At 71.4% G+C, this 25,164-nt stretch carries 22 protein-coding genes; 5 read left to right on the top strand and 17 right to left on the bottom strand.

Annotated features, from left to right (window positions below; all coding sequences use genetic code 11):
* Positions 1–123 precede the first annotated feature (123 nt).
* On the top strand, positions 124–726 hold the full coding sequence (locus ELQ39_RS08625; RefSeq protein ID WP_190005691.1) for a YceI family protein: 603 nt from the start codon (positions 124–126) through the stop codon (positions 724–726).
* A 99-nt stretch (positions 727–825) separates the two neighbouring features.
* Here the strand turns inward: ELQ39_RS08625 and ELQ39_RS08630 are convergent, their stop codons facing one another.
* The 7 genes from ELQ39_RS08630 to ureA form a co-directional block, all read right to left on the bottom strand.
* Positions 826–2,160 carry a hypothetical protein gene (locus ELQ39_RS08630; protein WP_242591549.1) on the bottom strand — a complete coding sequence of 445 codons (1,335 nt, stop codon included), beginning with the start codon at positions 2,158–2,160 and terminating at the stop codon, positions 826–828.
* A gap of 87 nt (positions 2,161–2,247) precedes the next feature.
* Entirely contained in the window at positions 2,248–3,849 is a 1,602-nt protein-coding gene (cimA, locus tag ELQ39_RS08635; protein ID WP_242591550.1) for a citramalate synthase, read from the bottom strand.
* Positions 3,850–4,190: 341 nt separating this feature from the next.
* Complete coding sequence (locus ELQ39_RS08640; protein ID WP_242591551.1) at positions 4,191–4,793, bottom strand: TetR/AcrR family transcriptional regulator; 603 nt, start codon at positions 4,791–4,793, stop codon at positions 4,191–4,193.
* Positions 4,790–5,008 (bottom strand): hypothetical protein, encoded by a 219-nt coding sequence (locus tag ELQ39_RS08645; protein WP_242591552.1) that lies wholly within the window; start codon positions 5,006–5,008, stop codon positions 4,790–4,792. Before ELQ39_RS08645 ends, ELQ39_RS08640 begins: the two co-directional genes overlap by 4 nt.
* Before the next feature lie 9 nt (positions 5,009–5,017).
* On the bottom strand, positions 5,018–6,067 hold the full coding sequence (locus ELQ39_RS08650; RefSeq protein ID WP_242591553.1) for an agmatine deiminase family protein: 1,050 nt from the start codon (positions 6,065–6,067) through the stop codon (positions 5,018–5,020).
* An 8-nt stretch (positions 6,068–6,075) separates the two neighbouring features.
* On the bottom strand, positions 6,076–7,788 hold the full coding sequence (locus ELQ39_RS08655) for an urease subunit alpha (RefSeq protein WP_242591554.1): 1,713 nt from the start codon (positions 7,786–7,788) through the stop codon (positions 6,076–6,078).
* Positions 7,785–8,507, bottom strand: a complete 723-nt coding sequence (gene ureA / locus ELQ39_RS08660; protein WP_190005684.1) for an urease subunit gamma — start codon at positions 8,505–8,507, stop codon at positions 7,785–7,787. The genes ELQ39_RS08655 and ureA overlap by 4 nt, the downstream gene beginning before the upstream one ends.
* A gap of 153 nt (positions 8,508–8,660) precedes the next feature.
* On the opposite strand from ureA, the gene ELQ39_RS08665 reads away from it, so the two are divergent.
* Positions 8,661–10,271: a cytosine permease gene (locus tag ELQ39_RS08665; protein ID WP_242591555.1), complete on the top strand. Its 1,611-nt coding sequence runs from the start codon at positions 8,661–8,663 to the stop codon at positions 10,269–10,271.
* Here the strand turns inward: ELQ39_RS08665 and ELQ39_RS08670 are convergent.
* The 3 genes from ELQ39_RS08670 to ELQ39_RS32400 form a co-directional block, all read right to left on the bottom strand.
* On the bottom strand, positions 10,186–11,274 hold the full coding sequence (locus tag ELQ39_RS08670; RefSeq protein ID WP_190005682.1) for a branched-chain amino acid aminotransferase: 1,089 nt from the start codon (positions 11,272–11,274) through the stop codon (positions 10,186–10,188). The genes ELQ39_RS08665 and ELQ39_RS08670 overlap by 86 nt on opposite strands.
* Positions 11,275–11,526: 252 nt before the next feature.
* Positions 11,527–12,570: a 3-isopropylmalate dehydrogenase gene (locus tag ELQ39_RS08675; RefSeq protein ID WP_190005681.1), complete on the bottom strand. Its 1,044-nt coding sequence runs from the start codon at positions 12,568–12,570 to the stop codon at positions 11,527–11,529.
* Between the two features lie 89 nt (positions 12,571–12,659).
* The gene (locus ELQ39_RS32400) at positions 12,660–12,791 is read right to left on the bottom strand and encodes a hypothetical protein (protein WP_267461806.1); all 132 of its coding nucleotides are present in this window, start codon (positions 12,789–12,791) and stop codon (positions 12,660–12,662) included.
* A 335-nt stretch (positions 12,792–13,126) separates the two neighbouring features.
* Here ELQ39_RS32400 and ELQ39_RS08680 point away from each other — a divergent pair, with 335 nt between their 5' ends.
* Positions 13,127–13,333, top strand: a complete 207-nt coding sequence (locus tag ELQ39_RS08680) for a DUF5988 family protein (protein WP_190005680.1) — start codon at positions 13,127–13,129, stop codon at positions 13,331–13,333.
* Between the two features lie 66 nt (positions 13,334–13,399).
* Here ELQ39_RS08680 and pruA read toward each other — a convergent pair whose 3' ends face one another.
* Together pruA and ELQ39_RS08690 are read right to left on the bottom strand one after the other, a co-directional pair.
* Complete coding sequence (gene pruA / locus ELQ39_RS08685) at positions 13,400–15,031, bottom strand: L-glutamate gamma-semialdehyde dehydrogenase (RefSeq protein WP_242591556.1); 1,632 nt, start codon at positions 15,029–15,031, stop codon at positions 13,400–13,402.
* 36 nt (positions 15,032–15,067) lie between these two features.
* Positions 15,068–15,994: a proline dehydrogenase family protein gene (locus ELQ39_RS08690; protein ID WP_242591557.1), complete on the bottom strand. Its 927-nt coding sequence runs from the start codon at positions 15,992–15,994 to the stop codon at positions 15,068–15,070.
* Positions 15,995–16,132: 138 nt separating this feature from the next.
* Here ELQ39_RS08690 and ELQ39_RS08695 point away from each other — a divergent pair, with 138 nt between their 5' ends.
* Positions 16,133–17,371 carry a PucR family transcriptional regulator gene (locus tag ELQ39_RS08695; protein WP_242591558.1) on the top strand — a complete coding sequence of 413 codons (1,239 nt, stop codon included), beginning with the start codon at positions 16,133–16,135 and terminating at the stop codon, positions 17,369–17,371.
* Here ELQ39_RS08695 and ELQ39_RS08700 read toward each other — a convergent pair.
* Complete coding sequence (locus ELQ39_RS08700; protein WP_190005676.1) at positions 17,352–17,963, bottom strand: TetR/AcrR family transcriptional regulator; 612 nt, start codon at positions 17,961–17,963, stop codon at positions 17,352–17,354. The genes ELQ39_RS08695 and ELQ39_RS08700 overlap by 20 nt on opposite strands.
* 84 nt (positions 17,964–18,047) lie before the next feature.
* Between ELQ39_RS08700 and ELQ39_RS08705 the strand changes: the two genes are divergently transcribed.
* Positions 18,048–19,589, top strand: a complete 1,542-nt coding sequence (locus ELQ39_RS08705; protein WP_242591559.1) for an MFS transporter — start codon at positions 18,048–18,050, stop codon at positions 19,587–19,589.
* A gap of 18 nt (positions 19,590–19,607) precedes the next feature.
* Here the strand turns inward: ELQ39_RS08705 and serA are convergent, their stop codons facing one another.
* From serA to ELQ39_RS08725, 4 genes are all read right to left on the bottom strand, one after another.
* Positions 19,608–21,197 carry a phosphoglycerate dehydrogenase gene (serA, locus tag ELQ39_RS08710; RefSeq protein WP_190005674.1) on the bottom strand — a complete coding sequence of 530 codons (1,590 nt, stop codon included), beginning with the start codon at positions 21,195–21,197 and terminating at the stop codon, positions 19,608–19,610.
* Between the two features lie 266 nt (positions 21,198–21,463).
* Positions 21,464–22,462 carry a ketol-acid reductoisomerase gene (ilvC, locus tag ELQ39_RS08715; RefSeq protein WP_190005673.1) on the bottom strand — a complete coding sequence of 333 codons (999 nt, stop codon included), beginning with the start codon at positions 22,460–22,462 and terminating at the stop codon, positions 21,464–21,466.
* 117 nt (positions 22,463–22,579) lie between these two features.
* Positions 22,580–23,104 carry an acetolactate synthase small subunit gene (ilvN, locus tag ELQ39_RS08720; RefSeq protein WP_019524397.1) on the bottom strand — a complete coding sequence of 175 codons (525 nt, stop codon included), beginning with the start codon at positions 23,102–23,104 and terminating at the stop codon, positions 22,580–22,582.
* Between the two features lie 21 nt (positions 23,105–23,125).
* Positions 23,126–24,976, bottom strand: a complete 1,851-nt coding sequence (locus ELQ39_RS08725) for an acetolactate synthase large subunit (protein WP_190005672.1) — start codon at positions 24,974–24,976, stop codon at positions 23,126–23,128.
* Positions 24,977–25,164 lie beyond the last annotated feature (188 nt).

The following is a 25,164-nucleotide window of genomic DNA, read 5'->3' on the forward strand; positions in this document are numbered from 1 at the left end:
ATCGCGACACCTTCCCGAAAGATGTTGAAAATTGAAGGGAATGGGTCTACGGTAGGCCGTGTTGAGTAGTTGAACATTCAACGGGATTATCCCGTCCCCATCCCCGTCCCCAGGAGGAACACCATGGGTCTCTTCGGCCGCAAGGACGACGACAAGGGCACCACCGACTCCGCGGTGAGCCCGGACCTGGCAGCGCTGACCGGTGACTACGAGCTGGACCCGGCGCACACCACGATCGGCTTCGTCGCCCGCCACGCGATGGTCACCAACGTGAAGGGCCACTTCAAGGACTTCTCCGGTCAGCTGCACCTGGACGGCGCCGACCCGAGCAGGTCCACGGCCTCCATCGACGTGGTGATGGACAGCATCGACACGGGCAACGCCGACCGCGACGGTCACCTGAAGAGCTCGGACTTCTTCAGGACCGACGAGTTCCCGACCATGACCTTCCGCTCCACCAAGGCGGAGGCCCTGGGCGGCGACGACTACCGCATCACCGGCGACCTGACGGTCCTCGGCACCACCCGGCCGCTCGTCATCGACCTGGAGTTCAACGGCGCCGCGAAGGACCCGTTCGGCAACGAGCGCGTCGGCTTCGACGGCAAGGCCGAGATCCTGCGCTCCGAGTGGGGTCTGACCTGGAACGCGGCCCTGGAGACGGGCGGCGTGCTGGTGTCCGACAAGATCAAGCTGGTCTTCGACATCTCGGCGATCCGCAAGGGCTGACGCCCCGCCGCACCCGAGCGCGCCCGCTCCTCCCGGTACGGGAGGGCGGGCGCTCGGCGTTGCCGAGAGACCCGGGCCCGCGTGGGGCACGCGCCCGGGTCAGAAGCCTCCGCCGAAGTCGCCTCCGCCTCCGAAGTCGCCTCCGCCGAACCCGCCGCCGAAGTCACCGGAGTCGAAGTCCGCGCCGGAGACGTCACCGCCGTCGTATCCGCCGAAGTCGCCGTACCCGGAGCCGTAGTCCGACGCGTAGCCGGGGCCGGACATCATGCTGCCGAGCAGAGTGCCGACCAGCAGTCCGGGCAGCAGCCCGCCGCCGAAGTAGCCGCCGGCCCAGGGGCCGTACGCCGGTCCCGCCTCCCAGTAGGGGCGGCGGCCGTACTCGGTGTCGACCTCGCGGACCGCGGGGTCGCGGCCCTCGGCCAGCCGGGCCTGGTCGGCCGCGCACACCGGCACCTCGCGCTCCGCCCCGCCGGGCGGGGTCCACCGGACGTCGGCGACGGAGGGGCCGTGGCGCGGGTCGAAGAAGCACGGCGGGCGGCGCTCCGGCACCGGCCTGCCCTCACGGCGGGCGGCCAGCGACACGAGCGCGAACCGGCCGTCCTCCACGGCCTGGGTCACCGCCCGGACGTCCTCCGGTTTGCGGGCCGCCGCCATGGACGACTTCGCCTGCTCGTAGGCGTCCAGCGCGCGTGCGTAGTCCGCGCGCATCGCGTCGTCCGCGCCGGGTTCGCCCGGGTGGAAGTCGAGGCGGTCCAGTTCCTCGCCGAAGGCGGTGATGTCCTCGTCGACCACGACGCGCAGTTTCTCCAGGGCGGCCGCCTGCTCCTCCTCGTGACGGCGCCTGCGGCGGCGGGTCACGGCGTACGCGCCCGCTCCGCCGGCCGCCACCAGCGCGCCGACCGTGATCAGCCCGCCGACGGGCACGTCACCGGAGCCGTCGTTCCGGGAGTTGGGCGCCCCGCCTCCGATGCTGCGGATCGCGGTGTCGACGAAGTCGTTGAGCTGGGCCTTGGCGTCCCCGGCGTCCTGCACGGACCCGACCAGGTTGGACACGCCCTGCCGGCTGAGCACACTGCTGTCGGCGCGGGCGTCGAACCGGTCGCCGAGGCGGACGCCGTACAGACCGGTGACGCCCGTGTCGGTGCGCAGGTCGCGGAAGAGGTTCTGGGTGGGGAAGTCGGCCGGGAGGACGGCGACGAAGACGGGTTTGTCGGCGTCCTCGATCTTGTCGGCGAGGGCCTCGGCGTCGGACTCCGACAGGATGTCCCGGGCCTCGGGATCGACGTATACGGGGCTTTCGCGCAGCTTCTCGGCGACGACGGAGACGTCCGTGGCCGCGTGCGCCCCCGGCGCGCCGGCCAGGAGGACCGCCAGTACGGCGGCCACCGGCACGATCAGCAGACGTACGAGGGTGCGCATCGATGCGGCCTTCATATATTCGAAGCTACCCGAATACGCCCCGAAACGGGCATCCGGACCGGTGGGCGATCCCGGCGCCCGCCGGTCCGGAGGCCGGCGGACTCAGGCGGGCTCCACCCCGGCACGCAGCAGTCCGTAGGCGTAGGCGTCCTCGAGGGCCTGCCAGGAGGCGGCGATGACGTTCTCCGCGACGCCGACGGTCGACCACTCCCCCGCCCCGTCGGAGGTGGAGATCAGTACCCGGGTCGTGGACTGGGTGCCGTGCTTGCCCTCCAGGATGCGGACCTTGTAGTCGACCAGCTCCAGCTTGGCGAGCTGCGGGTAGATCTTCTCCAGGGCGACGCGCAGGGCACGGTCGAGGGCGTTGACCGGGCCGTTGCCCTCGGCGGTGGCGACGATCCGCTCGCTCTTCGCCCACAGCTTCACGGTGGCCTCGTTGGCGTGGGTGCCGTCGGGGCGGTCCTCGACGATCGCGCGCCAGGACTCGACCTCGAAGTACTTCAGCGGCCCGCCCTCGACCTCGGCACGCAGCAGCAGCTCGAAGGAGGCGTCGGCGGCCTCGTAGGTGTAGCCCTTGAGCTCGCGCTCCTTGACCCGCTCGACGACGCGGCCCACCAGTTCGCGGTCGCCGCCGAGGTCGATGCCGAGCTCCTTGCCCTTGAGCTCGATGGAGGCGCGGCCGGCCATGTCGGAGACGAGCATCCGCATGGTGTTGCCGACCTGCTCGGGGTCGATGTGCTGGTACAGGTCCGGATCGACCTTGATCGCGGAGGCGTGGAGACCGGCCTTGTGCGCGAAGGCGGAGACGCCGACGTAGGGCTGGTGGGTGGAGGGGGTGAGGTTGACGACCTCGGCGATGGCGTGGGAGATGCGGGTCATCTCGCGCAGGTGGCCCTCGGGCAGGACCTTCTTGCCGTACTTCAGCTCCAGGGCAGCGACGACGGGGAACAGGTTGGCGTTCCCGACCCGCTCGCCGTAGCCGTTGGCGGTGCACTGGACGTGGGTGGCGCCCGCGTCGACGGCGGCCAGGGTGTTGGCGACGGCGCAGCCGGTGTCGTCCTGGGCGTGGATGCCGAGCCGGGCGCCCGTGTCGGCGAGGACGGTGGCGACCACGGCCTGGATCTGCGCGGGGAGCATGCCGCCGTTGGTGTCGCAGAGGATCACCACGTCGGCGCCGGCCTCGTGGGCGGTGCGGACGACGGCCTTGGCGTAGGCGGGGTCGGCACGGTAGCCGTCGAAGAAGTGCTCGCAGTCGACGAAGACGCGCCGGCCCTGGGCGCGCAGGTGGGAGACGGTGTCGCGGACCATCTCCAGGTTCTCGTCGAGAGTGGTGCGCAGGGCGAGTTCGACGTGCCGGTCGTGGGACTTGGCGACCAGCGTGATCACCGGCGCACCGGAGTCGAGGAGCGCCCTGACCTGGGGGTCCTGGTCGGCGGTGGTGCCGGCGCGGCGGGTGGCGCCGAAGGCGACCAGCTGGGCGTGGCGGAACTCGATCTCCTGCCGGGCCCGGGCGAAGAACTCGGTGTCCCGGGGGTTCGCGCCGGGCCAGCCGCCCTCGATGAAGCCCACGCCGAACTCGTCCAGGTGCCGTGCGATGGCCAGCTTGTCGGCGACCGTGAGGTTGATGCCCTCGCGCTGGGCGCCGTCGCGCAGGGTGGTGTCGAAGACGTGGAACGAGTCGTCGAGCTCGCTGGGTGCGGTCATGGTCTGAAGGCTCCTGTACTGGATCTCGGTCTACCGGAATGACCGGTTCCACCGTTCCCCCATGGTCCCTCGCGCCCGGTTCCCGGCTGCGGGTGGGCCGAGAAACAGAAAAACCCCTCGCGGGTGCGAGAGGTCTGCGCGCGGGTCGAGGACGACGGTGTCCGCCCGTACGGTGTCGTACGTGCGGTCACTGCGGACCGGCGCGCCTGCTGCCAATAATCGTGGCGAACGAGAGCACGGGGGGATTTTGGCACAACCCGCCCGCCCGCTCACCGCCCGTCTCAGGATGCGGGCGTGCGGCGCGATGCGGTGAGACGCCGGGGGCGCTTCCCGGCCGGGGCTCAGGCGCCCTTGGCCAGCGTCCCGTCGAGGAACTCCCGTACGTGGTCCAGGACCTGGGACCGGCCGGTGCCGCGCAGGCCGATCGCCACGTGGATGGCGAGACCGTCGAGCAGGGCGCGCAGCCGGACGGCGTAACGGTCGGCGTCCACCGGGCGGAACTCGCCCCGCGAGACGCCCTCGGCGAGCAGCGCCACCAGATCGCGGTGCCAGGCGCCCTCGATGGCGGCCTGCCGGTCGCGCGCCTCTGCCCCCGCGTTCTGTGAGCGGTTCCACACCTCCAGCCACAGCGTCCAGTGCGGGTCACGGTGCCCGTCGGGCACGTACAGCCCGACATAGCCGTCGAGTCGTTCGCGGGCGGTGCCGGGCCGCGCGAGCAGCCGCGCCCGCTCGGCCCCGAGCCGCCCCTCGCTCCACTCCAACGTGCGCAGCAGCAGCTCGTCCTTGGACCGGAAGTAGTAGAGCAGGTGCCCGCTGCTCATCCCCACCTCCCGCCCGAGCGCCGCCATGGTGAGCTTCTCCAGCCCCCGCTCGGCGATCATCGCCATGGCGGCGGCGAGCACGTCCTCACGCGGCGGCGCGGGGGTACGACGGCGCGGGGTCACGGGGCGGCCTCCACGCGGACGGCGTCCGGCACCAGCCGGGTCGCGTAGCCGAGCGGGTCGACGACGTACGTCCCGCGCGGGACGCCCGGCGGGCCGTGCCGGCGGCCGTCCGGGCCCGGCAGCCCGTCCCGGCCCAGGTACTCGGGCATCTCGTCGGGCCGGCGGACGGGCTCGGTCAGCCGGGTCCCGCGGGTCGCGCAGAGCAGTACGTTCACCCGTACGTTCTACCGGACCGGCGTGCGCGGTTGCTGCTGGGTGATGCAGTGGATGCCGCCGCCGGCCGCGAAGACCGGGCGGGCGTCGACCTGGATGACCGCGCGGGCGGGGAAGAGGCGGCGGAAGAGGGCGGCCGCCTCCTCGTCGCGGGGGTCGTCGAAGGCGCACAGGACCACGCCGTCGTTGCACAGGTAGTGGTTGATGTACGAGTAGTCGGCCCAGTGGCCGTCCGCCTCCAGCACGGTGGGGGCGGAGACCGGGACGACCTCCAGGGGGCGGCCGAGGGCGTCGGTCGCGGAGCGGAGGATGCCGATCACCTCCTCGGTCACCTCGTGGTCGGGGTGGGCCGGGTCCGGCTGGTGGTGGGCGACGACCACGCCGGGCCGGGCGAACGCGGCGACGATGTCGACGTGGCCCAGGGTGCCGAAGCCGTACGGCGGATAGTCGGCGGTGAGGCCGCGCGGCAGCCAGATCGCCTTGCGGGTGCCGAGGTGTGCGTGGATCTCCGCCTCGACCTGCTCCCGGGTCCTGCCGGGGTTGCGCTCGGGGCCGAGCTGGACGGTCTCGGTGAGCAGCACGGTCCCCTCGCCGTCGACGTGGATCCCGCCGCCCTCGTTGACGAGGTCCGTGGCGTACGTTCGCGCCCCGGCGAGGTCCGCGACGTACGCGGCGATCTTCGCGTCGTGCTCCCAGCGGGCCCACTCCTGGGCGCCCCAGCCGTTGAACGTCCAGTCCACGGCGGCCAGCCGGCCCGCGCCGTCGGTGAGGAACGTCGGGCCGACGTCCCGCATCCACGCGTCGTCCAGCTCCCGCTCGACGGTGTCGATGCCGGGGCCGAGCAGGTCGCGCGCCTGTGCCGACTGGCCGGGTCCGCACACCACGGTGACCGGCTCGAAGCGGCGCACGGCGCGGGCGACCCGGGCCCAGGCGGTGCGGGCGGCGGCGAGGGCTCCGGGGTCGGCGAAGGTGGGGTTGGGTCCTGGCCAGGCCATCCAGGTGCGCTCGTGCGGCGTCCACTCGGCCGGCATGCGGAAACCGTCGGCGGCGGGCGTGTTCATCCGGGTCCTCAGAGGAAGTAGAGGCGGTTCAGGGAGACCGAGTCGGCGGGCAGGGAGCGCAGCGGCTCCCCGTCGAGGGTGACCAGACCCGTGCGGGGGTCGACGTCGACGGCGCCGGTGCGTGAGTTGTGCAGCAGGTCGGCGGGCCCGATGCCGCGGGTGCCGCGCACGGCGACGCGGCGGCGCCGGGTGGGCAGCGTGTCGTGGCCCTGCTCGACGGCGGCGCGGGCGACGAACGCCACCGACAGCTCGGCGGGTGTGGCGCCGTACGCGCCGAACTGCGGTCCGAGCACGAGGGGTTCGCAGGTGTCGGTGGCCGCGTTGGGGTCGCCGGTGACGCCGTACGCGGGGAAGCCGGCCTTGAGGACGAGCTGCGGTTTGGCGCCGAAGTACTCCGGGCGCCACAGCACGATGTCGGCGAGCTTGCCCGGTTCGAGGGAGCCGACCTCGTGGGCGAGGCCGTGCGCGACCGCCGGGTTGACGGTGAGTTTGGCGATGTAGCGCAGCACCCGCTCGTTGTCGTCGTCGCCGTCCGCGCCCAGCTCGGCCTTCATCTTCCCGGCCATGGCGAAGGTGCGGCGGACGGTCTCGCCGGCACGCCCCATCCCCTGCGCGTCGGAGGAGGTGATGCCGATGGCGCCCAGGTCGTGCAGGACGTCCTCGGCGCCCATCGTCCCGGCGCGCACCCGGTCGCGGGCCATGGCGGCGTCGCCGGGCAAGGAGGGCTTGAGGCCGTGGACGGAGACGATCATGCCGTGGTGCTCGGCGACCGCGTCCCGGCCGAAGGGCAGGGTGGGGTTGGTGGAGGAGCCGATGACGTTCGGCACGCCCGCCATCTTCAGCACGTTGGGGACGTGGCCCCCGCCGCAGCCCTCGATGTGGAAGGCGTGGACGGTGCGCCCTTCCAGCACGCGCAGGGTGTCCTCCACCGACAGGCACTCGTTCAGCCCGTCGCTGTGCAGGGCCACCTGGACGTCGTGCTCCTCGGCGACCCGCAGCGCGGTGTCCAGGGCGCGGGTGTGGGCGCCCATGTCCTCGTGCACCTTGAAGCCGCACGCGCCGCCCTCGACGAGCGCCTCGGTCAGCGGGGCCTCGTGGGAGGACGAACCCCGGCCGAGGAAGCCGATGTTGACGGGCCAGGCGTCGAAGGCGGAGAAGGCGTGGCGCAGTGCCCAGGGCGAGTTGACGCCGACGCCCCACACCGGGCCGAACTCCTGCCCGATGATCGTGGTCACCCCGGAGGCGAGGGACGCCTCCATGACGCGCGGCGACAGCAGATGGACGTGGGTGTCGACGGCGCCGGCGGTGGCGATGAGCCCTTCACCGGAGACGATCGTGGTGCCGGTGCCGACGACGACGTCCACACCGTCGAGGGTGTCGGGGTTCCCGGCGCGCCCGACCGCGCTGATCCGCCCCTCCCGGATGCCGACGGACACCTTGCGGATGCCGAGGACGGCGTCGATCACGACGACGTTGCTGATGACGACGTCGCAGGTCTCGCGCACGGAGGCGGCCTTGAGGTGCAGTCCGTCGCGGGCGGTCTTCCCGAACCCGGCGAGGAACTCGTCGCCGTACCGCTGGGCGTCGGACTCCACCCGGACCACCAGGCCCGAGTCGCCGAGGCGGAGCCGGTCACCGGCGCGGGGGCCGTGGGTGGCGGCGTAGGCGTGCGGGTCGAGGCCGTCGTACTCGCCGGCCTCGCGGCCCAGGGTGCGGCTCATCGCGTCGCTCCTTCCGGGGCGCCGGGGCGGTCGTCGTCGGGGGCGGTGGCGCCCAGGTAGCCGCAGGCCGCCGCGCGGCGCAGCGCCTCCGTCCTGGCGCCCGGCGCGTCGAGCGGGCCGTCGACGAGTCCGGCGAAGCCGACGGCGACGCGGTCCCCGCCGATCGGCACGAGACCGACCTGCCGGGTCTCGCCGGGAGCGAAGCGGACCGACGAACCGGCGGGCACCGCGAGTCGCATGCCGTAGGCGTCCGCGCGGGGGAAGTCCAGGCGGGGGTTGGCCTCGAAGAAGTGGAAGTGGGAGGTGACCGAGACGGGCACGGCGGCCGTGTTGGTGACGGTCACCGTCGCCGCCGGCGCGGGATCGCTGTGCGCGGGTCCGGGCAGCAGCGCGCCCGGGGCGTCCTCGCCCGGGCGACCGCCGATGGGGTCGGTGACGACGGCCAGCCGGGAGCCGTCGTCGAACACGGCCTCCACATGCACCTCGGTGACCACCTCCGCCACCCCGGGCAGCACGTCGTCCGGGCCCAGCACCGACCGGGCCCGCTCGACGGCCTCCGCCAGGCGCGCGCCGTCCCGCGCGGCCTCGCAGACGGTGTCGGCGATCAGGGCCGTGGCCTCGGGCACGTTCAGCCTGAGTCCCCGGGCGCGGCGGGCCCGGGCCAGCTCGGCCGCGCCGAAGAGCAGCAGCCGGTCGCGTTCCGTCGGGGTCAGTCTCATGCCGTGAACACCTCCTCGCCTTCCCTCGCCCTCGATTAGAGCATCACTCTAAACCTAGACGTCGCTTAACGGAACCATTGACGTTTCCAGGCGAAGAAGTCACATTGAACGTCACTCAAAAGTCGTCGGTGCACCGTTGAAGGAGACCTGCCCATGCCGAGGGAACTGCGCGGAGTCGACACCATCCCCGAGGCGGAACGCACCAGCGGCCCGCGGGACCTCGTCTCGATCCTGCTGGGCTCCAACCTCTGCCTCGGAGTGATCGTCTTCGGCTGGCTGCCGCCGTCCTTCGGCCTGGACTGGTGGTCGTCGGTCACCTCGGTGGTGGCGGGCACCGTGGCCGGCACGCTGTTCACGGCCCCGCTGGCCCTGGTGTCGCTGCGCACCGCCACCAACCTGTCCACCTCGTCCGGTGCGCAGTTCGGCGTGCGGGGGCGGCTGGTGGGGTCGGTCGTGGGACTGCTGCTGGCGCTCGGCTACACCGCGCTGACCGTGTGGATCGGCGGGGACGTGATGGTGGGCGTGCTGGGGCGGCTGTTCGGCCTGCCTGCCGACGGGACGGCGTACACGGTGGTCTACGCACTGCTCGCGGCGGCGACGGTGGCGGGCGCGGTGTACGGGTACCGGGTGCTGCTCGCGATGTCCCGGGTGCTGGCGTTCGGCATGACGGCGCTGCTGGTGCTGGGCGTGTTCGCGTACGCGCCGGACTTCACCACCGAGGCGCTGCCGGAGACCGGCGGCTATCTGCTGGACGGGTACTGGCCGACGTGGCTGCTGGCCGCGGTGGCCGCCGGGCTGTCCGGGCCGATCGCCTTCATCACCCTGCTCGGCGACTACACCCGCTACATCTCCCCCGCCCGCTTCTCCTCCCGGCGCGTGCTGCGGGCGACCTGGCTGGGGCTGATGCTGGGGCTGCTGGTGCCGCAGCTGTTCGGCACGTTCACGGCGTACGCGGCCCGCGCGGCCCTCGACTACGCCGGGCCGCTGGTCGACGCGGCGCCCGGCTGGTACCTGGTCCCGCTGCTGCTGGCCGCGTCGGCGGGGTCGGTCGGCAACGCGGGGCTGATGCTGTACTCGATGGGGCTGGACCTGGACGCGATCCTGCCGCGCGCCTCGCGCACGACGGCGACGTACGTCGTCGCGGCCGTCGCGACGGTCTGCGTCTTCGCCGGCCACCATCTCTCGACCGCGCAGGACGCGATGACGTCGTTCGTGCTGCTGCTCACGGCCGTGGGCACGCCGTGGGCGGTGATCACCCTGATCGGCTCGGTCCGCTGTCGAGGTGTCTACGACGCGGACGCCCTCCAGGTCTTCAACCGCCGCGCGCGGGGCGGGGCGTACTGGTACACGGCCGGCTGGAACATCCCGGCGACGGCGTCCTGGGCCCTGGGCTCGCTCGTCGGTCTCCTGGCCGTCTCCCTCCCCTCCTACGAGGGCCCCCTGGTCACCCTGACGGGAGGGGTGGACGCGAGCTTCCTGTTGTCGGGCGCGGTGGGAGGAGCGGCGTACGTGCTGGCGACGCGCGGCACCGGAAAAGCCGCGGCGGCTGTGACGTCCCCGCGGGCACCGGAGGACGAGCGCGTCCAGCAGCCGTCCGTACGGGCGCCGGAGGACGAGCGCGTCCAGCGGCGCCGTACCCGACGAGGGGCCGGGGCTGCCGCCCCGGCCCCTGTCTTCGTCAGGCCAGCTTGTGCATCCAGCCGTGCTTGTCCTCCACCGTGCCCCGCTGGATGTCCAGGAGGGCCTGGCGGAGACGGAGGGTGACCTCGCCCGGTTCGCCGCCGCCCTGCTGCCACTCGCCGGTCGCGCGCTTCACCGTGCCGACGGGCGTGATCACGGCCGCGGTGCCGCACGCGAAGACCTCGGTCAGCGTGCCGTTCTCCGAGTCGCGCTGCCACTGCTCGACCGAGACGCGCTCCTCGACCGCCTCGTAGCCGAGGTCGCGGGCGACGCCCAGCAGGGAGTCACGGGTGACGCCCTCCAGGATGGACCCGGTGAGGGTGGGCGTGACGATCTTGTTGCCGTACACGAAGTACAGGTTCATGCCGCCCAGTTCCTCGACCCACTTGTGCTCGACGGCGTCGAGGTAGCACACCTGGTCGCAGCCCTTGGCGGCCGCCTCGGCCTGCGCGAGCAGGGAGGCCGCGTAGTTGCCGCCGGTCTTGGCGTCGCCCATGCCGCCGGGGACGGCGCGGACGCGGTCCTCGGAGACCCAGATGGACACCGGCTTCACGCCGCCCGGGAAGTAGGCGCCGGCCGGGGAGGCGATCACCAGGAACAGGTACTCGTTGGCCGGCTTCACACCCAGCCCGACCTCGGTCGCGATCATGAAGGGGCGCAGGTAGAGGGACTCCTCGCCGCCGTGCGCGGGCACCCACGCCTGGTCCTGGGCGACCAGGGCGTCGCACGCCTCGATGAACGTCTCGACCGGCAGCTCCGGCATGGCCAGACGGCGCGCGGAGCGCTGGAACCGCTCGGCGTTCTTCTCGGGGCGGAACGTGGCGACGGACCCGTCGGGCTGCCGGTAGGCCTTGAGGCCCTCGAAGATCTCCTGCGCGTAGTGCAGCACCGTGGTCGCCGGGTCGATGGGGATCGGCGCGTACGGGACGAGCTGGCCGTCGTGCCAGCCGCGGCCCTCGGTCCACCTGATCGTCACCATGTGGTCGGTGAAGTGGCGGCCGAAGCCGGGGTTGGCCAGGATCGCTTCGCGTTCCGCGGCGGAGAGCGGGTGGGCCGAGGGCTTGAGCTCGATCGTGGGCGTCGTCATGAGTGGTTGTCCTTCACCGTTGTAGTGACGGGCCGCGCACACGCCCGTACGGCCTGTGGCCAGTACTAGGACGTCCGAGCATTCCCTCAATCCGCGGCTCCGCGTTCGATTATCGCCCGGCGGAGGCGGGGGAAGAAACAGGGTGAATGCGGCCCGGTGGTCGTTGACACGTCACCCGGCGGAGGAACGCGTCGAAGCCGCCGGGTGCGGATGCGACCCGGCGGCTTCGAGTGTGTCGAGGTGGGCGCCGGGTCAGCCGGCTACTCGTGCGGCGAGGGCGTCGCCGATGTCCGAGGTGCTGCGGGCGGGCAGGTCGCCGCGCTCCGCGAGGTCGGCGGAGACGGCGTCCTCGATGCGGGCGGCCTCGGCTTCGTGGCCGAGGTGGCGCAGCAGGAGGGCGACGGACAGCACGGTGGCGGTGGGGTCCGCCTTGCCCTGTCCTGCGATGTCCGGGGCCGAGCCGTGCACGGGCTCGAACATGGACGGGAACTCGCGGCTCGGATTGATGTTGCCGGAGGCCGCGACGCCGATGCCGCCGGAGACGGCAGCGGCGAGGTCGGTGATGATGTCGCCGAAGAGGTTGTCGGTGACGATCACGTCGAACCGGCCGGGGTCGGTGACCAGGTAGATGGTCGCGGCGTCGACGTGGATGTAGTCGGTGGTGACGTCCGGGTACTCCTCGGCCACCTTGTTGAAGATGTTCGTCCACAGGTGGCCGGCGAAGGTCAGCACGTTGTTCTTGTGGACCAGCGTCAGCTTCTTGCGCGGGCGGGCCTGGGCGCGGGCGAAGGCGTCGCGGACCACGCGCTCGACACCGAAGGCCGTGTTGACGGAGACCTCGGTGGCGACCTCGTGCGCGGTGCCCTTGCGGATGGTGCCGCCGTTGCCCGTGTAGGGGCCCTCGGTGCCCTCGCGGACGACCACGAAGTCGATCTCGGGCTGTCCGGCGAGGGGCGTGGCGACGCCCGGCAGGAGCTTCGACGGGCGCAGGTTGACGTGGTGGTCGAAGGCGAAGCGGAGCTTCAGCAGGAAGCCCCGCTCGAGGACGCCGGACGGGACGCCCGGGTCGCCGATGGCGCCGAGCAGGATCGCGTCGTGCTGCTTGAGCGCGTCGAGGTCGGCGTCGGTGAGGGTCTCACCGGTGGCGTGGTAGCGCCGGGCGCCGAAGTCGTACTCCTTGGTCTCCAGCTTCACATCCTGCGGAAGGACGGCGGAGAGGACCTTCAGGCCTTCGGCCACGACCTCCTGGCCGATGCCGTCACCGGGGATCACTGCGAGATTGATGCTGCGAGACATGCGGGCACCCTACTCCTCGTCCCACGGGATGACATGAGGCGTCCGGCATACGGACACCCCGGGCGTGTCGGAGGCCGGCCGGCGGCTGCTCAGTGACCGGTCGAGCCGCCGTTGTCCCGGCGGTCGAGGGCGCGCTGCAGGGCGGCGGCGGCGTTCTTGCGGTCGCTCTCGGCACTGCGGGCGGAACGGCGGACGCGGCGGCGGGCGGTCGTCTCGGGCATGGCGGATCGACTCCTTCGGAAGAGACGCGCGGACTCGAAGAGGCGCGGAGGGTGACGAGACGCCGGAAGGGGCGGGGAGCCACGGCCGCAGGGGTCGCCTGCACGGGGCCTGCTCTCAACCGCCGTTCGCTGGATCGGCGATGCGTTCGGCTCCTACAAAAGTAAGGGCGGCGCCCGCATCTGTCTGCACAATTACTTGGGCTTCCTACTATCTGAGACGGCGGCCCCCTCACCACGCTGCCGACCTGCGCTTTCACCGATGCGAGCTGGGCCACTCGGCTGATCCCGGCGCCCGGCGGGCGACTGCCCACGCCGGGAGGGGAACGGTGACCGGCATGAACGACACGGCGAAGGTGTTCCTCGAAGGCGGGCCGGACGATCTGCCCGAGCGGATCGTCCCGGCCCCCGACCCGGGCCCCGATGTGAAGGTCGAGCTGCGCAACGGCTACGAGCACTTCCGGCCGACCTCGCGTCAGGCGGACACGGCGGAGGGGCGGCTGCCGGTGTACGAGTGGTGGGAGCGGACGGAGATGCCGGGCTGACCCCGGGACAGCGCGAAGGGGCCGGGCGCGTCGTGCGCCCGGCCCCTGTCACGTCACGGCGGGACGTCAGCCCATGTGCGGGTACGTGTAGTCGGTCGGCGGGACCAGCGTCTCCTTGATGGCGCGGGTCAGCGTCCAGCGCATCAGGTTCTGCGGGGCGCCGGCCTTGTCGTTGGTGCCGGAAGCACGGCCGCCGCCGAAGGGCTGCTGGCCGACCACGGCGCCGGTCGACTTGTCGTTGATGTAGAAGTTGCCGGCCGCGTAGCGCAGCTTCTCCATCGTGTACGCGGCCGCCGCGCGGTCGTTCGCGATGACGGAGCCGGTGAGGGCGTAGTCGGACACCGACTCCATCTGGGTCAGCATCTCGTCGTACTTGTCGTCCTCGTAGACGTGCACGGCGAGGATCGGGCCGAAGTACTCGGTGCGGAACACCTCGTTCTCCGGGTCGCTGCACTCGATGACGGTCGGGCGGACGAAGTAGCCGACCGAGTCGTCGTAGGTGCCGCCCGCGACGATCGTGCAGGCCGGGTCCTCCTTGGCGCGGTCGATGGCGGCCTTGTTCTTGGCGAAGGACCGCTCGTCGATGACGGCGCCGATGAAGTTGGACAGGTCGGTGACGTCACCCATCTTGATGCCGTCCACCTCGGCCGCGAACTCCTCCTTGAAGCCGGAGTTCCAGATCGAGGCCGGGATGTACGCGCGCGAGGTGGCCGAGCACTTCTGGCCCTGGTACTCGAAGGCGCCACGGGTCAGCGCGGTCCTGAGCACGGCGCGGTCGGCGCTCGGGTGGGCGACGACGAAGTCCTTGCCGCCGGTCTCGCCGACCAGACGCGGGTACGAGCGGTACTTCTCGATGTTGGCGCCGACCGTCTTCCACAGGTACTGGAAGGTCTTGGTCGAGCCGGTGAAGTGGATGCCGGCGAGGTCCCGGTGCTCCAGGGCGACCTTGGACACCTCGATGCCGTCGCCGGTGACCAGGTTGATGACGCCCTTGGGCAGCCCGGCCTCCTCGAGGAGCTGCATCAGCAGCACGGCGGCGTGGGTCTGCGTCGGGGACGGCTTCCACACCACGACGTTGCCCATCAGCGCGGGCGCGGTCGGCAGGTTGGCCGCGATGGCGCTGAAGTTGAAGGGCGTGATCGCGTAGACGAAGCCCTCCAGCGGCCGGTGGTCCAGGCGGTTCCACACGCCCGGGGAGTTGGCCGGAGGCTGCTCGGCGAGGATGCCGCGCGCGTAGTGGACGTTGAAGCGCCAGAAGTCGACCAGTTCACAGGGGCTGTCGATCTCGGCCTGCTGGGCCGTCTTGGACTGGCCGAGCATGGTGGAGGCGGCGATGGTCTCGCGCCAGGGGCCGGCCAGCAGCTCGGCGGCGCGCAGGATGATCGCCGCGCGGTCGTCGAAGGACATGGCGCGCCAGGCCGGGGCGGCGGCGAGTGCCGCGTCGATCGCGTCCTGGGCGTCCTGCTGGGTGGCGTTGGCGTAGGTGCCGAGGCGGGCCTTGTGGTTGTGCGGCTGCACGACGTCGAAGCGCTCGCCGCCGCCCATCCGCTTGACGCCGCCGATGGTGCAGGGCAGCTCGATCGGGTTGTCGGCCAGCTCCTTGAGCTTGGCCTCGAGACGGGCCCGCTCGGGGCTTCCGGGGGCGTAGCCGTGCACCGGCTCGTTGACGGGGGTGGGGACCTGGGTCACAGCGTCCATGGGTTCCGTAACTCCTTGTCTGAGCGGGGTGTGGTGTCAGCCCTTGGTGATCATGCTGCGGGCGAAGAACCGGAGGTTGGCCGGCTTCTCCGCCAGGCGCCGCATGAAGTAGCCGTACCAGTCGGTGCCGTAGGCCGTGTAGACGCGCATGCGGTGGCCCTCCGCGGCGAGGCGGAGGTGCTCGTCGCCGCGGATGCCGTAGAGCATCTGGAACTCGTACTCGTCGAGCTTGCGTCCGGCGGTGCGGGCCAGTTCCTGGGCGATGGCGATCAGACGCGGGTCGTGGGACCCGATCATCGGGTAGCCCTCGCCCTCCATCAGCGTCCGCAGGATGCGCACGTACGCCTTGTCGATCTCGTGCTTCTGCTGGTAGGCGACCTCGGCGGGCTCCTTGTAGGCGCCCTTCACCAACCGTACGCGACTGCCCGCGGCGGCGAGCCGGCGCGCGTCCTCCTCGGTGCGGAAGAGGTAGGCCTGGATGACGCAGCCGGTCCCCGGGAAGTCCTTCCGCAGCTCCTCGTGGATGGCGAACATCGAGTCGAGGGTGGTGTGGTCCTCCGCGTCCAGGGTGACCGTGGTGCCGATCTCCGCGGCGGCCTCGACGACCGGGCGGACGTTGGCGAGGGCCAGCTCGTGGCCGCCGGGGAGCGCCTGGCCGAACATCGACAGCTTCACGGACATCTCGGCGCGCTCGCCGAGCTCCAGCGGCTTCAGCCGGTCGATCAGCTCCAGGTAGGCGTCGCGGGCGGCCGCGGCCTGTTCCGGGGTGGTGATGTCCTCGCCGACGACGTCCATGGTCAGCTCGAGGCCGTTGTCGGTGAGCTCCCGCACGATCGGCAGGATCTCGTCCACGGTCTCACCGGGGATGAAGCGGTCGACGACCTGCTTGGTCACCGGGGCCGCCGAGATCAGGCGTCGCATCCGGTCGCTGCGCGACGCGGCGAGAATCACGGGACCCAGCACGGGGCACCTCCACAAGCTGCGAGAGGCCGCCACCCGACGGTTCGGGGACGGCACGGAGAACCACCGTGAAACCTAAGGATGACCCTGATCCTGGGCCATCGACAGACGTCACGCATCCCTGAGCCAGATCTCAGACAGATGTATGAAGAACGCCGGTTCCTGCGGCAGAATGGCCGGGTGACGTCGGAGTACAGGGACGACTACCAGGAGCTGGTGGACGAGATCTCGGAGCTTCTCGGTGCTCCGGCGACCCTGGAGAACCGCGACTTCGAGCTGATCGCCTTCGGCGCGTACGACAGCGAGGGCGACCTCGACCCGTCGGCGCTCGACCCGGTGCGCGCCCGCTCGATCCTGACCCGGCGCTCCACGCCCGCCGTCCGCGCCTGGTTCGAGGGGTTCGGCATCACCCGCGCGACCGGCCCGGTCCACATCCCGCGCACCCCGGAGGCGGGCGTGCACCGGGGACGCGTCTGTCTTCCCGTCCGGCATCGCGGGGTGGCTCTCGGCTACGTGTGGCTGCTGGAGGACGACCCCGGGCCCACGGCGGAACAGCTCGATGCGGCCATGCGGGTGACGGCGCGGATCGGCGCGCTGCTCGCGGACGAGGCCCAGCACGGGGCGGACCTCACCCGTGAGCTGCGGACAGTGCTGACGGCCGAGCGTGGCTGGCAGCGGGACATGGCGGTGGCCGAACTGCGCGCCGCCCTCGGCGTCCGCGCGGAAGGCCTGCACACGGTGGTCTGTGTCGCGCCCTGGCCGTCCGCCGACCCCGACGACGCGCCCTCGGTCCGCACGGTGCCGGGAGCGACCGCGCTGTGCACTTTGCCGTGGGGCACGACGGCCGTGTCGCTGGCACTGCTGCTGCGGCTGCGCTCCGCCGATGTGCTGACCCCGGCGACGACCGCGGCCGGGCGGCTGCTGGAGCGGGCCCGGGACGGCAGGGCGGCCGGACGGTCCGGGCCGCCCCCGGCGGCCGCGGGGATCGCCGCGCCGCGTACGGGGCTGGGCGATCTGGGCACGGCCTGGGACGAGGCGTCGGCGTCGGCGCGGGCGGCGCTGGCCGAGCCGCGCCTCGGACCGGTGGCCCGCTGGGCGTCGATCGGCCCGTACCGCCTGCTGACCGCACTGTCCCCCGGCGCCGCCCACGACCCCGTCGTCAGCCCGCTGCTCTCCCCCGCGCACACGGAACTGGCCCGCACTGCCGAGGTGTATCTCGACTGCGCGGGCCAGGCCGGACGCACGGCGGCGGAGCTGGGCGTGCACCGGCAGACGCTGTACTACCGGCTGTCGCGGATCGAGCGTCTCACCGGCCTGGACCTGGACGACGGCGAGGACCGGCTGCTGCTGCACATGGCGCTCAAGGCGCACCGCCTGTAGACGCGCCGCCCTCGGCGGACGCGGCAGCCTCGACCACCTGGCGCAGGCCGGCGGTGAGCCGCTCCGCGTCGGGGGCGCTGCCCGGGTCGAAGGTCCACTGGGCGATGAGGCCGGTCATCAGGGTCACGTAGAACGAGCCGAGGGTGTCGGCGGTCGCGTCGGAGACGTCCTCCTCGCGGCCGCCCATCATCAGCGGCACCAGACCGCGTCCGGCCTCGCGCTGGGCCGTGGCGAGGTGGGCGCGCACCTCGGGCAGCCGGTCGCCCATGGCGAGCACCTCCATGCTGAGCCGCCACACCGAGCCGGGGTCCTTCATGGTGGCGATGATGTTCGCCCACACCCGCTCGAACCGCTCCAGGGATCCGGGCGCGGCCGCGTCCACGGTGCCGTCGCCGTCGAACGCGTCGCCCATGCCCTCGACGAGGGAGACGTAGGCCTGCGCGAGCAGGGCGTCCTTGGAGCCGTAGTGGTAGCCGATCGACGCGAGGTTGGTGCCGGACTCCTTGACGATGTCGCGCGCCGTGGTGCGCACGAATCCCTTGGCGAGCAGGCAGCGCTTGGCCCCTTCGAGCAGATCCTCACGGTGTCCCATGGCCGCAGCCTACCCCGCACCCCATACAGCCGTCTTATACAAGCGTTCTAGACAGTCGTATAAGACGTGCGTACAGTCGGCGTCATGACACCGAACCCGAACCGGGCCGGCCGCCGCGAGTGGACCGCGCTCGTCGTCCTGATGCTTCCGCTGCTTCTGGTCTCGATGGACGTCTCCGTCCTCTACTTCGCCGTCCCCGAGATCAGCGCCGACCTGGAGCCGACCGGCACCCAGCAGTTGTGGATCTTCGACATCTACGGCTTCGTACTGGCCGGCCTGCTGATGACCATGGGCGCGCTCGGCGACCGCATCGGCCGCCGCCGGCTGCTGCTGTGCGGCGCGGCCGCCTTCGGCGCCGCCTCCCTGCTCGCGGCCTACGCGCAGTCCGCGGAAACCCTGATCGTGGCCCGCGCGGTCCTCGGCATCGGCGGCGCCACCCTGATGCCGTCGACGATGGCGCTGGTCCGCACGATGTTCACCGACCCCGGCCAGCGGGCGAAGGCGATCGGGCTGTGGTCCGGGGTGATGACGGGCGGCATCGCTCTCGGCTCGGTGATGAGCGGGCTGCTCGTGGAGCACTTCTGGTGGGGCTCGGTCTTCCTGGTCAACCTGCCCGCGATGGCGCTGCTGCTGGTCCTCGGACCGCTGCTGCTGCCGGAGTCGAGGAACCCCTCCCCCGGCCGCTTCGACTGGCCGAGCGTCCCGCTGTCCCTGGCCGCCGTGCTCCCCGTGGTCTACGGCCTGAAGGAACTGCCCTCCGAGGGATGGAACGTCCGCTACGTCGTCTCGATCACCCTCGGCCTGCTGTTCGCCGCGCTGTTCGTGCACAGGCAGCGCACCGCGCGCTCCCCGATGATCCCGCCCGCCCTGTTCCGCGGGCACGGCTTCAGTCCGGCGCTCGCCCTCAACACCCTGTCGGCGTTCGGGATGATGGGCTCCGCGATCTTCACCACCCAGTACCTGCAGTCGGTGCTCGGCAGAAGCGCGCTGGAGGCCGCGCTGTGGAGCCTGCTGCCGTCGGTGCTCATCGGCGTCGCCGCCCCGGTCGCGGCGACGCTGGTGCAGCGCGGGGCCGAGCGCGCGCACGTCGTCACCGCCGGGTTCGTGATCTCCGCCTGCGGCTACGGGCTGCTCGCCCTGGCCGGGACGGACTCCCTGTGGCTGGTGCTGGCGGCGTGCGGGGTGATGGCCGCGGGCATCGTCGTGGTGATGTCCCTGCTCACCGACCTGGCGCTCGGCTCGGCCCCGGTGGACCGGGCAGGCTCGGCGTCCTCCTTGCTGGAGACCGGCACCGAGTTCGGCGGCGCCCTGGGCATGGCCGCCCTCGGGTCGATCGGCGCGGCCGTCTACCGGCACGCGATGCCGGACAGCGCGCCGGAACCGGCGCGGGAGACCCTCGGCGGGGCACTCGCCGTCGCCGCCGAACTCCCGGGGCGCGCGGGGGACGCCCTGGTCACGGCGGCACGCGAGGCGTTCACCGACGGGATGCGGGGCGCCGCGGTCGCCGGGGCGCTGCTGCTCCTGGTCGCGGCGGGCATCGCGGTGGCGGGCCTGCGGCACATCCGGGTACGCCCGGACACGGAGAACGCCGGACGGGCTGAGGATCTCAGCCCGTCCGGCGTGTAGGCCCTGACGAGAGGCGGGTCAGACCAGGTTCACGGACCGCGCGGAGGTCGCCCCGATCTCCGCGGCCAGCTCACCGAGAACCGAGGTGGACACCGTGTCGTCGACGGTCAGCACGGCGAGCGCCTCGCCGCCGACCGTCGCACGGGCGACCTGCATACCGGCGATGTTGATGCCGGCCTCGCCGAGGATGCGGCCGACGGTGCCGACGACACCCGGGCGGTCCTCGTAGCGCAGGACGACCATGTGGTCGGCGAGCGCCAGGTCGACGTCGTACTCGCCGACCGCGACGATCTTCTGGACGTGCTTCGGGCCGGCCAGCGTGCCGGAGACCGAGATCTCCTCGCCGTCGGCCAGGGTGCCGCGCACGGTGACGACGTTGCGGTGGTCGGCCGACTCCGAGCTGGTGGTCAGCCGCACCTCGACGCCGCGCTCCTGCGCGAACAGCGGGGCGTTGACGTAGGAGACGGTCTCGTCGACGACGTCCTCGAAGACGCCCTTGAGCGCGGACAGCTCCAGCACCTTCACGTCGTGCTGGGTGATCTCGCCGTACACCTCGACGTCGAGGCGGACGGCGACCTCGCCGGCGAGCGCGGTGAAGATGCGGCCGAGGCGCTCGGCGAGCGGCAGGCCCGGCTTGACGTCCTCGGCGATGACACCGCCCTGGACGTTCACCGCGTCGGGGACCAGCTCACCGGCGAGGGCGAGGCGCACCGAGCGGGCGACGGCGATGCCGGCCTTCTCCTGCGCCTCGTCCGTGGAGGCGCCGAGGTGCGGGGTGCAGACGACCTGGTCGAACTCGAAGAGCGGGGAGTCGGTGCACGGCTCCTTCGCGTACACGTCGAGGCCGGCGCCGGCGACGCGGCCCTCCTTGAGCGCCGAGTACAGCGCCTCCTCGTCGACGATGCCGCCGCGCGCGGCGTTGATGACGCGCACGGTCGGCTTGACCTTGCGCAGCGCCTCGTCGCCGATCAGGCCCAGCGTCTCGGGGGTCTTCGGCAGGTGGACGGTGATGAAGTCGGAGACCTCGAGCAGCTCGTCCAGCGACAGCACCTTGACGCCCATCTGCGCGGCCCGCGCGGGCTGCACGTAGGGGTCGTAGGCGACGACCTTCATGCCGAAGGCGGACATGCGCTGCGCGACGAGGGCGCCGATCCGCCCCAGACCCACGACACCGAGGGTCTTCTCGGCGAGCTCGACGCCCGTGTACTTGCTCCGCTTCCACTCGCCGTTCTTCAGCGCGGCGTTGGCCTGCGGGATGTTGCGCGCGGTGGCGAGGATCAGACCGCAGGCGAGCTCGGCGGCGGTCACGATGTTCGAGGTGGGGGCGTTCACGACCATCACGCCGGCCTTGGTGGCGGCGGAGACGTCGACGTTGTCGAGGCCGACGCCGGCTCGTGCGACGACCCTCAGCTTGTTCGCGGCGGCGATCGCCTCGGCGTCGACCTTGGTGGCCGAGCGGATGAGGATCGCGTCCACGTCGGCGATGGCGGGGAGCAGTTCGGCGCGGTCCGCGCCGTTGCAGTGCCGGATCTCGAAGTCCGGGCCGAGTGCGTCGACGGTGGCGGGCGACAGCTCTTCAGCGATGAGTACGACGGGTTTCGAGCTCACGTGAGTCCTCACAAGTCCCAATGCGGACGGCCGTCCCGACGGCCGCAGGCGGTGAAGAAGTGCTAGCCGCGTGGAAGACGCACGACGCTGTGGGCCTGACGCGTATGTAGTGCAGCAGTGTAGTGGCGCCGAGGGCGTCGTCTTACGCCGCTTCGGAAGGATCACCCGTCCGTGGCGGACGGGACGGACAACGCCGTACCACCGACGTTACCCCTGGTTCGTCCTGAGGGCCGGGGCGCGCTGCCCCGGCCCTCAGGACGGTCGGCTCAGGCCTCTTCGTCGACCCAGCTCATCAGCTTGCGCAGCTGCTTGCCGGTGGTCTCCAGGAGGTGCTCGGAGTCCTGCTTCTTGTACTCGTCGTACTTCTTCAGACCGCCGTGGTACTCGTCCATCCAGGTCTGCGCAAAGGTGCCGTCCTGGATCTCGGCGAGGACCTTCTTCATCTCGGCCTTGGTGGCGTCGGTGATGATCCGCGGGCCGGTGACGTAGTCGCCCCACTCGGCGGTCTCGGAGATCGACCAGCGCATCTTCTCCAGGCCGCCCTCGTACATGAGGTCCACGATCAGCTTCAGCTCGTGCAGGCACTCGAAGTAGGCGATCTCCGGCTGGTAGCCGGCCTCGGTCAGCGTCTCGAAGCCCGCCTTGACCAGCGCGGCGGTGCCACCGCAGAGGACGGCCTGCTCACCGAACAGGTCGGTCTCGGTCTCCTCGGTGAAGGTGGTCTTGATGACGCCGGCGCGGGTGCCGCCGATGCCCTTCGCGTACGACAGGGCGAGCGCGAAGGCGTTGCCCGTGGCGTCCTGCTCGACGGCCGCGATGCAGGGGACGCCGCGGCCCTCCTCGTACTGACGGCGCACCAGGTGGCCCGGGCCCTTCGGGGCGACCATGCAGACGTCGACGCCGGCCGGGGGCTTGATGAAGCCGAAGCGGATGTTGAAGCCGTGGCCGAAGAACAGCGCGTCGCCGTCCTTCAGGTTCGGGGCGATGGACTCCTCGTAGACCTGACCCTGGATCGGGTCCGGGACGAGGATCATGATGACGTCGGCCTCGGCGGCGGCCTCGGACGGGGTCACCACGCGCAGGCCCTGCTCCTCGGCCTTGGCCTTGGACTTGGAGCCCTCGTGCAGACCGACGCGCACGTCGACGCCGGAGTCGCGCAGCGACAGGGCGTGGGCGTGGCCCTGGCTGCCGTACCCGATGACCGCGACCTTGCGGCCCTGGATGATGGACAGGTCGGCGTCGGCGTCGTAGAACAGCTCGGCCACTGGGTTCTCTCCTTGTGTGCAGGTGTTGCGTCCCACCGTATGACGGTGAGGGAGGGGGAAGGTTGGGGGTCTCGCGATACGGGCGGCCGGCCGTGTCCCGGCCGCCCGTTCGGTGTCTCAGGCCGACCGGTCCAGGGCGCGCAGCGACCGGTCCGTGATCGAACGGGCACCGCGTCCGATCGCGATGGTGCCGGACTGGACCAGCTCCTTGATGCCGAAGGGCTCCAGCATCCGGAGCATGGCGGACAGTTTGTCGCTGCTCCCGGTGGCCTCGATGGTGACGGCCTCCGGGGAGACGTCCACGGTCTTGGCGCGGAACAGCTGGACGATCTCGACGATCTGGGAGCGCGTCTCGTTGTCTGCGCGCACCTTCACCAGAACGAGTTCGCGCTGGACGGCCTGCCCGGGTTCGAGCTCGACGATCTTCAGCACGTTGACGAGCTTGTTGAGCTGCTTGGTGACCTGCTCCAGCGGGAACTCGTCGACGCTCACCACGATGGTGATGCGGGAGATGTCGGGGTGCTCGGTGACACCCACGGCGAGCGAGTCGATGTTGAAGCCGCGGCGGGAGAACAGGGCGGCGATCCGGGCCAGGATGCCGGGGGTGTTCTCCACCAGGACGGAGAGCGTGTGCTTGGACATGATCTCTTCGGTCTCTCTCGCTCAGTCGTCTTCGTTGTCGCCGAAGTCGGGGCGCACGTCCCGGGCGGCCATGATCTCGTCGTTGGAGGTGCCGGCGGCGACCATCGGCCAGACCATCGCGTCCTCGTGGACGATGAAGTCCACCACGACCGGACGGTCGTTGACGGAGTTCGCCTCCTCGATGACCTTGTCGAGGTCCGCGGGGTCCTCGCAGCGGATCGCGTAGCAGCCCATGGCCTCCGACAGCTTCACGAAGTCGGGGACGCGGGTGCCCCTCGCCTCCGGGTTGACGTCGTCGGGACCGGAGTGCAGGACCGTGTTCGAGTACCGCTGGTTGTAGAACAGCGTCTGCCACTGACGGACCATCCCGAGGGCGCCGTTGTTGATGACGGCGACCTTGATCGGGATGTTGTTCAGGGCGCAGGTGGTGAGCTCCTGGTTGGTCATCTGGAAGCAGCCGTCGCCGTCGATCGCCCAGACCGCGCGGTCGGGCGCGCCGGCCTTGGCGCCCATGGCGGCCGGGACCGCGTAGCCCATCGTCCCGGCGCCGCCGGAGTTCAGCCAGGTGGCGGGCTTGTCGTACTGGATGAAGTGCGCGGCCCACATCTGGTGCTGGCCGACGCCCGCCGCGAAGATCGTGCCCTCGGGCGCGAGCTGCCCGATGCGCTCGATGACCTGCTGCGGGGAGAGCGAGCCGTCCGCCGGCTGGTCGTAGCCCAGCGGGTAGGTGTCGCGCCAGCGGTTCAGGTCGTTCCACCAGGCGCCGTAGTCGCCGCGGTGACCCTCGGCATGCTCCTTCTGGACGGCCTGGATGAGGTCGGCGAGGACCTCACGGGCGTCACCGACGATCGGCACGTCGGCGGCGCGGTTCTTGCCGATCTCCGCCGGGTCGATGTCGGCGTGGACGATCTTGGCGTACGGGGCGAAGCTGTCCAGCTTGCCGGTGACGCGGTCGTCGAAGCGGGCTCCGAGGGCGACGATCAGGTCGGCCTTCTGCAACGCGGTGACGGCGGTGACCGAACCGTGCATGCCCGGCATTCCCACGTGCAGCGGGTGGCTGTCGGGGAACGCGCCGAGCGCCATCAGGGTGGTGGTGACGGGCGCTCCGGTGAGCTCGGCGAGGACCTTCAGCTCGGCGGTGGCCCGGGCCTTGATGACCCCGCCGCCGACGTAGAGGACGGGTCGCTTCGCGGAGGTGATGAGCTTGGCGGCCTCACGGATCTGCTTGGCGTGCGGCTTGGTGACGGGCCGGTAGCCGGGCAGGTCCATGACGGGCGGCCAGGTGAAGGTGGTCTTCGCCTGGAGGGCGTCTTTGGCGATGTCGACCAGCACCGGGCCGGGGCGGCCGGTGGAGGCGATGTGGAACGCCTGGGCGATGACCCGCGGGATGTCCTCGGCCTTGGTGACCAGGAAGTTGTGCTTGGTGATCGGCATGGTGATGCCGACGATGTCCGCCTCCTGGAAGGCGTCCGTGCCGATCGCCTTGGAGGCGACCTGGCCGGTGATCGCCACCAGCGGGACGGAGTCCATGTGCGCGTCGGCGATGGGCGTCACCAGGTTGGTGGCGCCGGGACCCGACGTCGCCATGCAGACGCCCACCTTGCCGGTGGCCTGCGCGTAACCCGTGGCCGCGTGACCCGCGCCCTGCTCGTGCCGGACCAGCACGTGGCGCACCCGCGTGGAGTCCATCAACGGGTCGTACGCCGGAAGGATCGCACCGCCGGGAATGCCGAATACGGTGTCGGCGCCGACCTCCTCGAGAGAGCGGATGAGGGACTGCGCGCCCGTGACGTGCTCGACGGGGGCGGACTGCTGTCCTCCGGTACGGGGCCGCGGCTGCGGGTGATGGGCCCCGGTGGCCTGCTCGGTCATCGGCATTCTCTTCTCGATGCTGAGGGTTTTCTGCGAAGTTCGTGCGGGTTACGCGTGCTGCTCGGCAGGTGCCTGTGCAACAAAAAACCCCTCGTGCCGTAAGGCAAGCGAGGGGAGCGCGCCGGGTGGTGGGTCGCTGAGCTTTCGTCGCTCAGCGTCAGCCGACGCGCTTTCCAAGTACGAGAATT

It is taken from the genome of Streptomyces sp. GB4-14 (genome assembly GCF_022696125.1).
Taxonomy (GTDB): Bacteria; Actinomycetota; Actinomycetes; order Streptomycetales; family Streptomycetaceae; genus Streptomyces; species Streptomyces werraensis.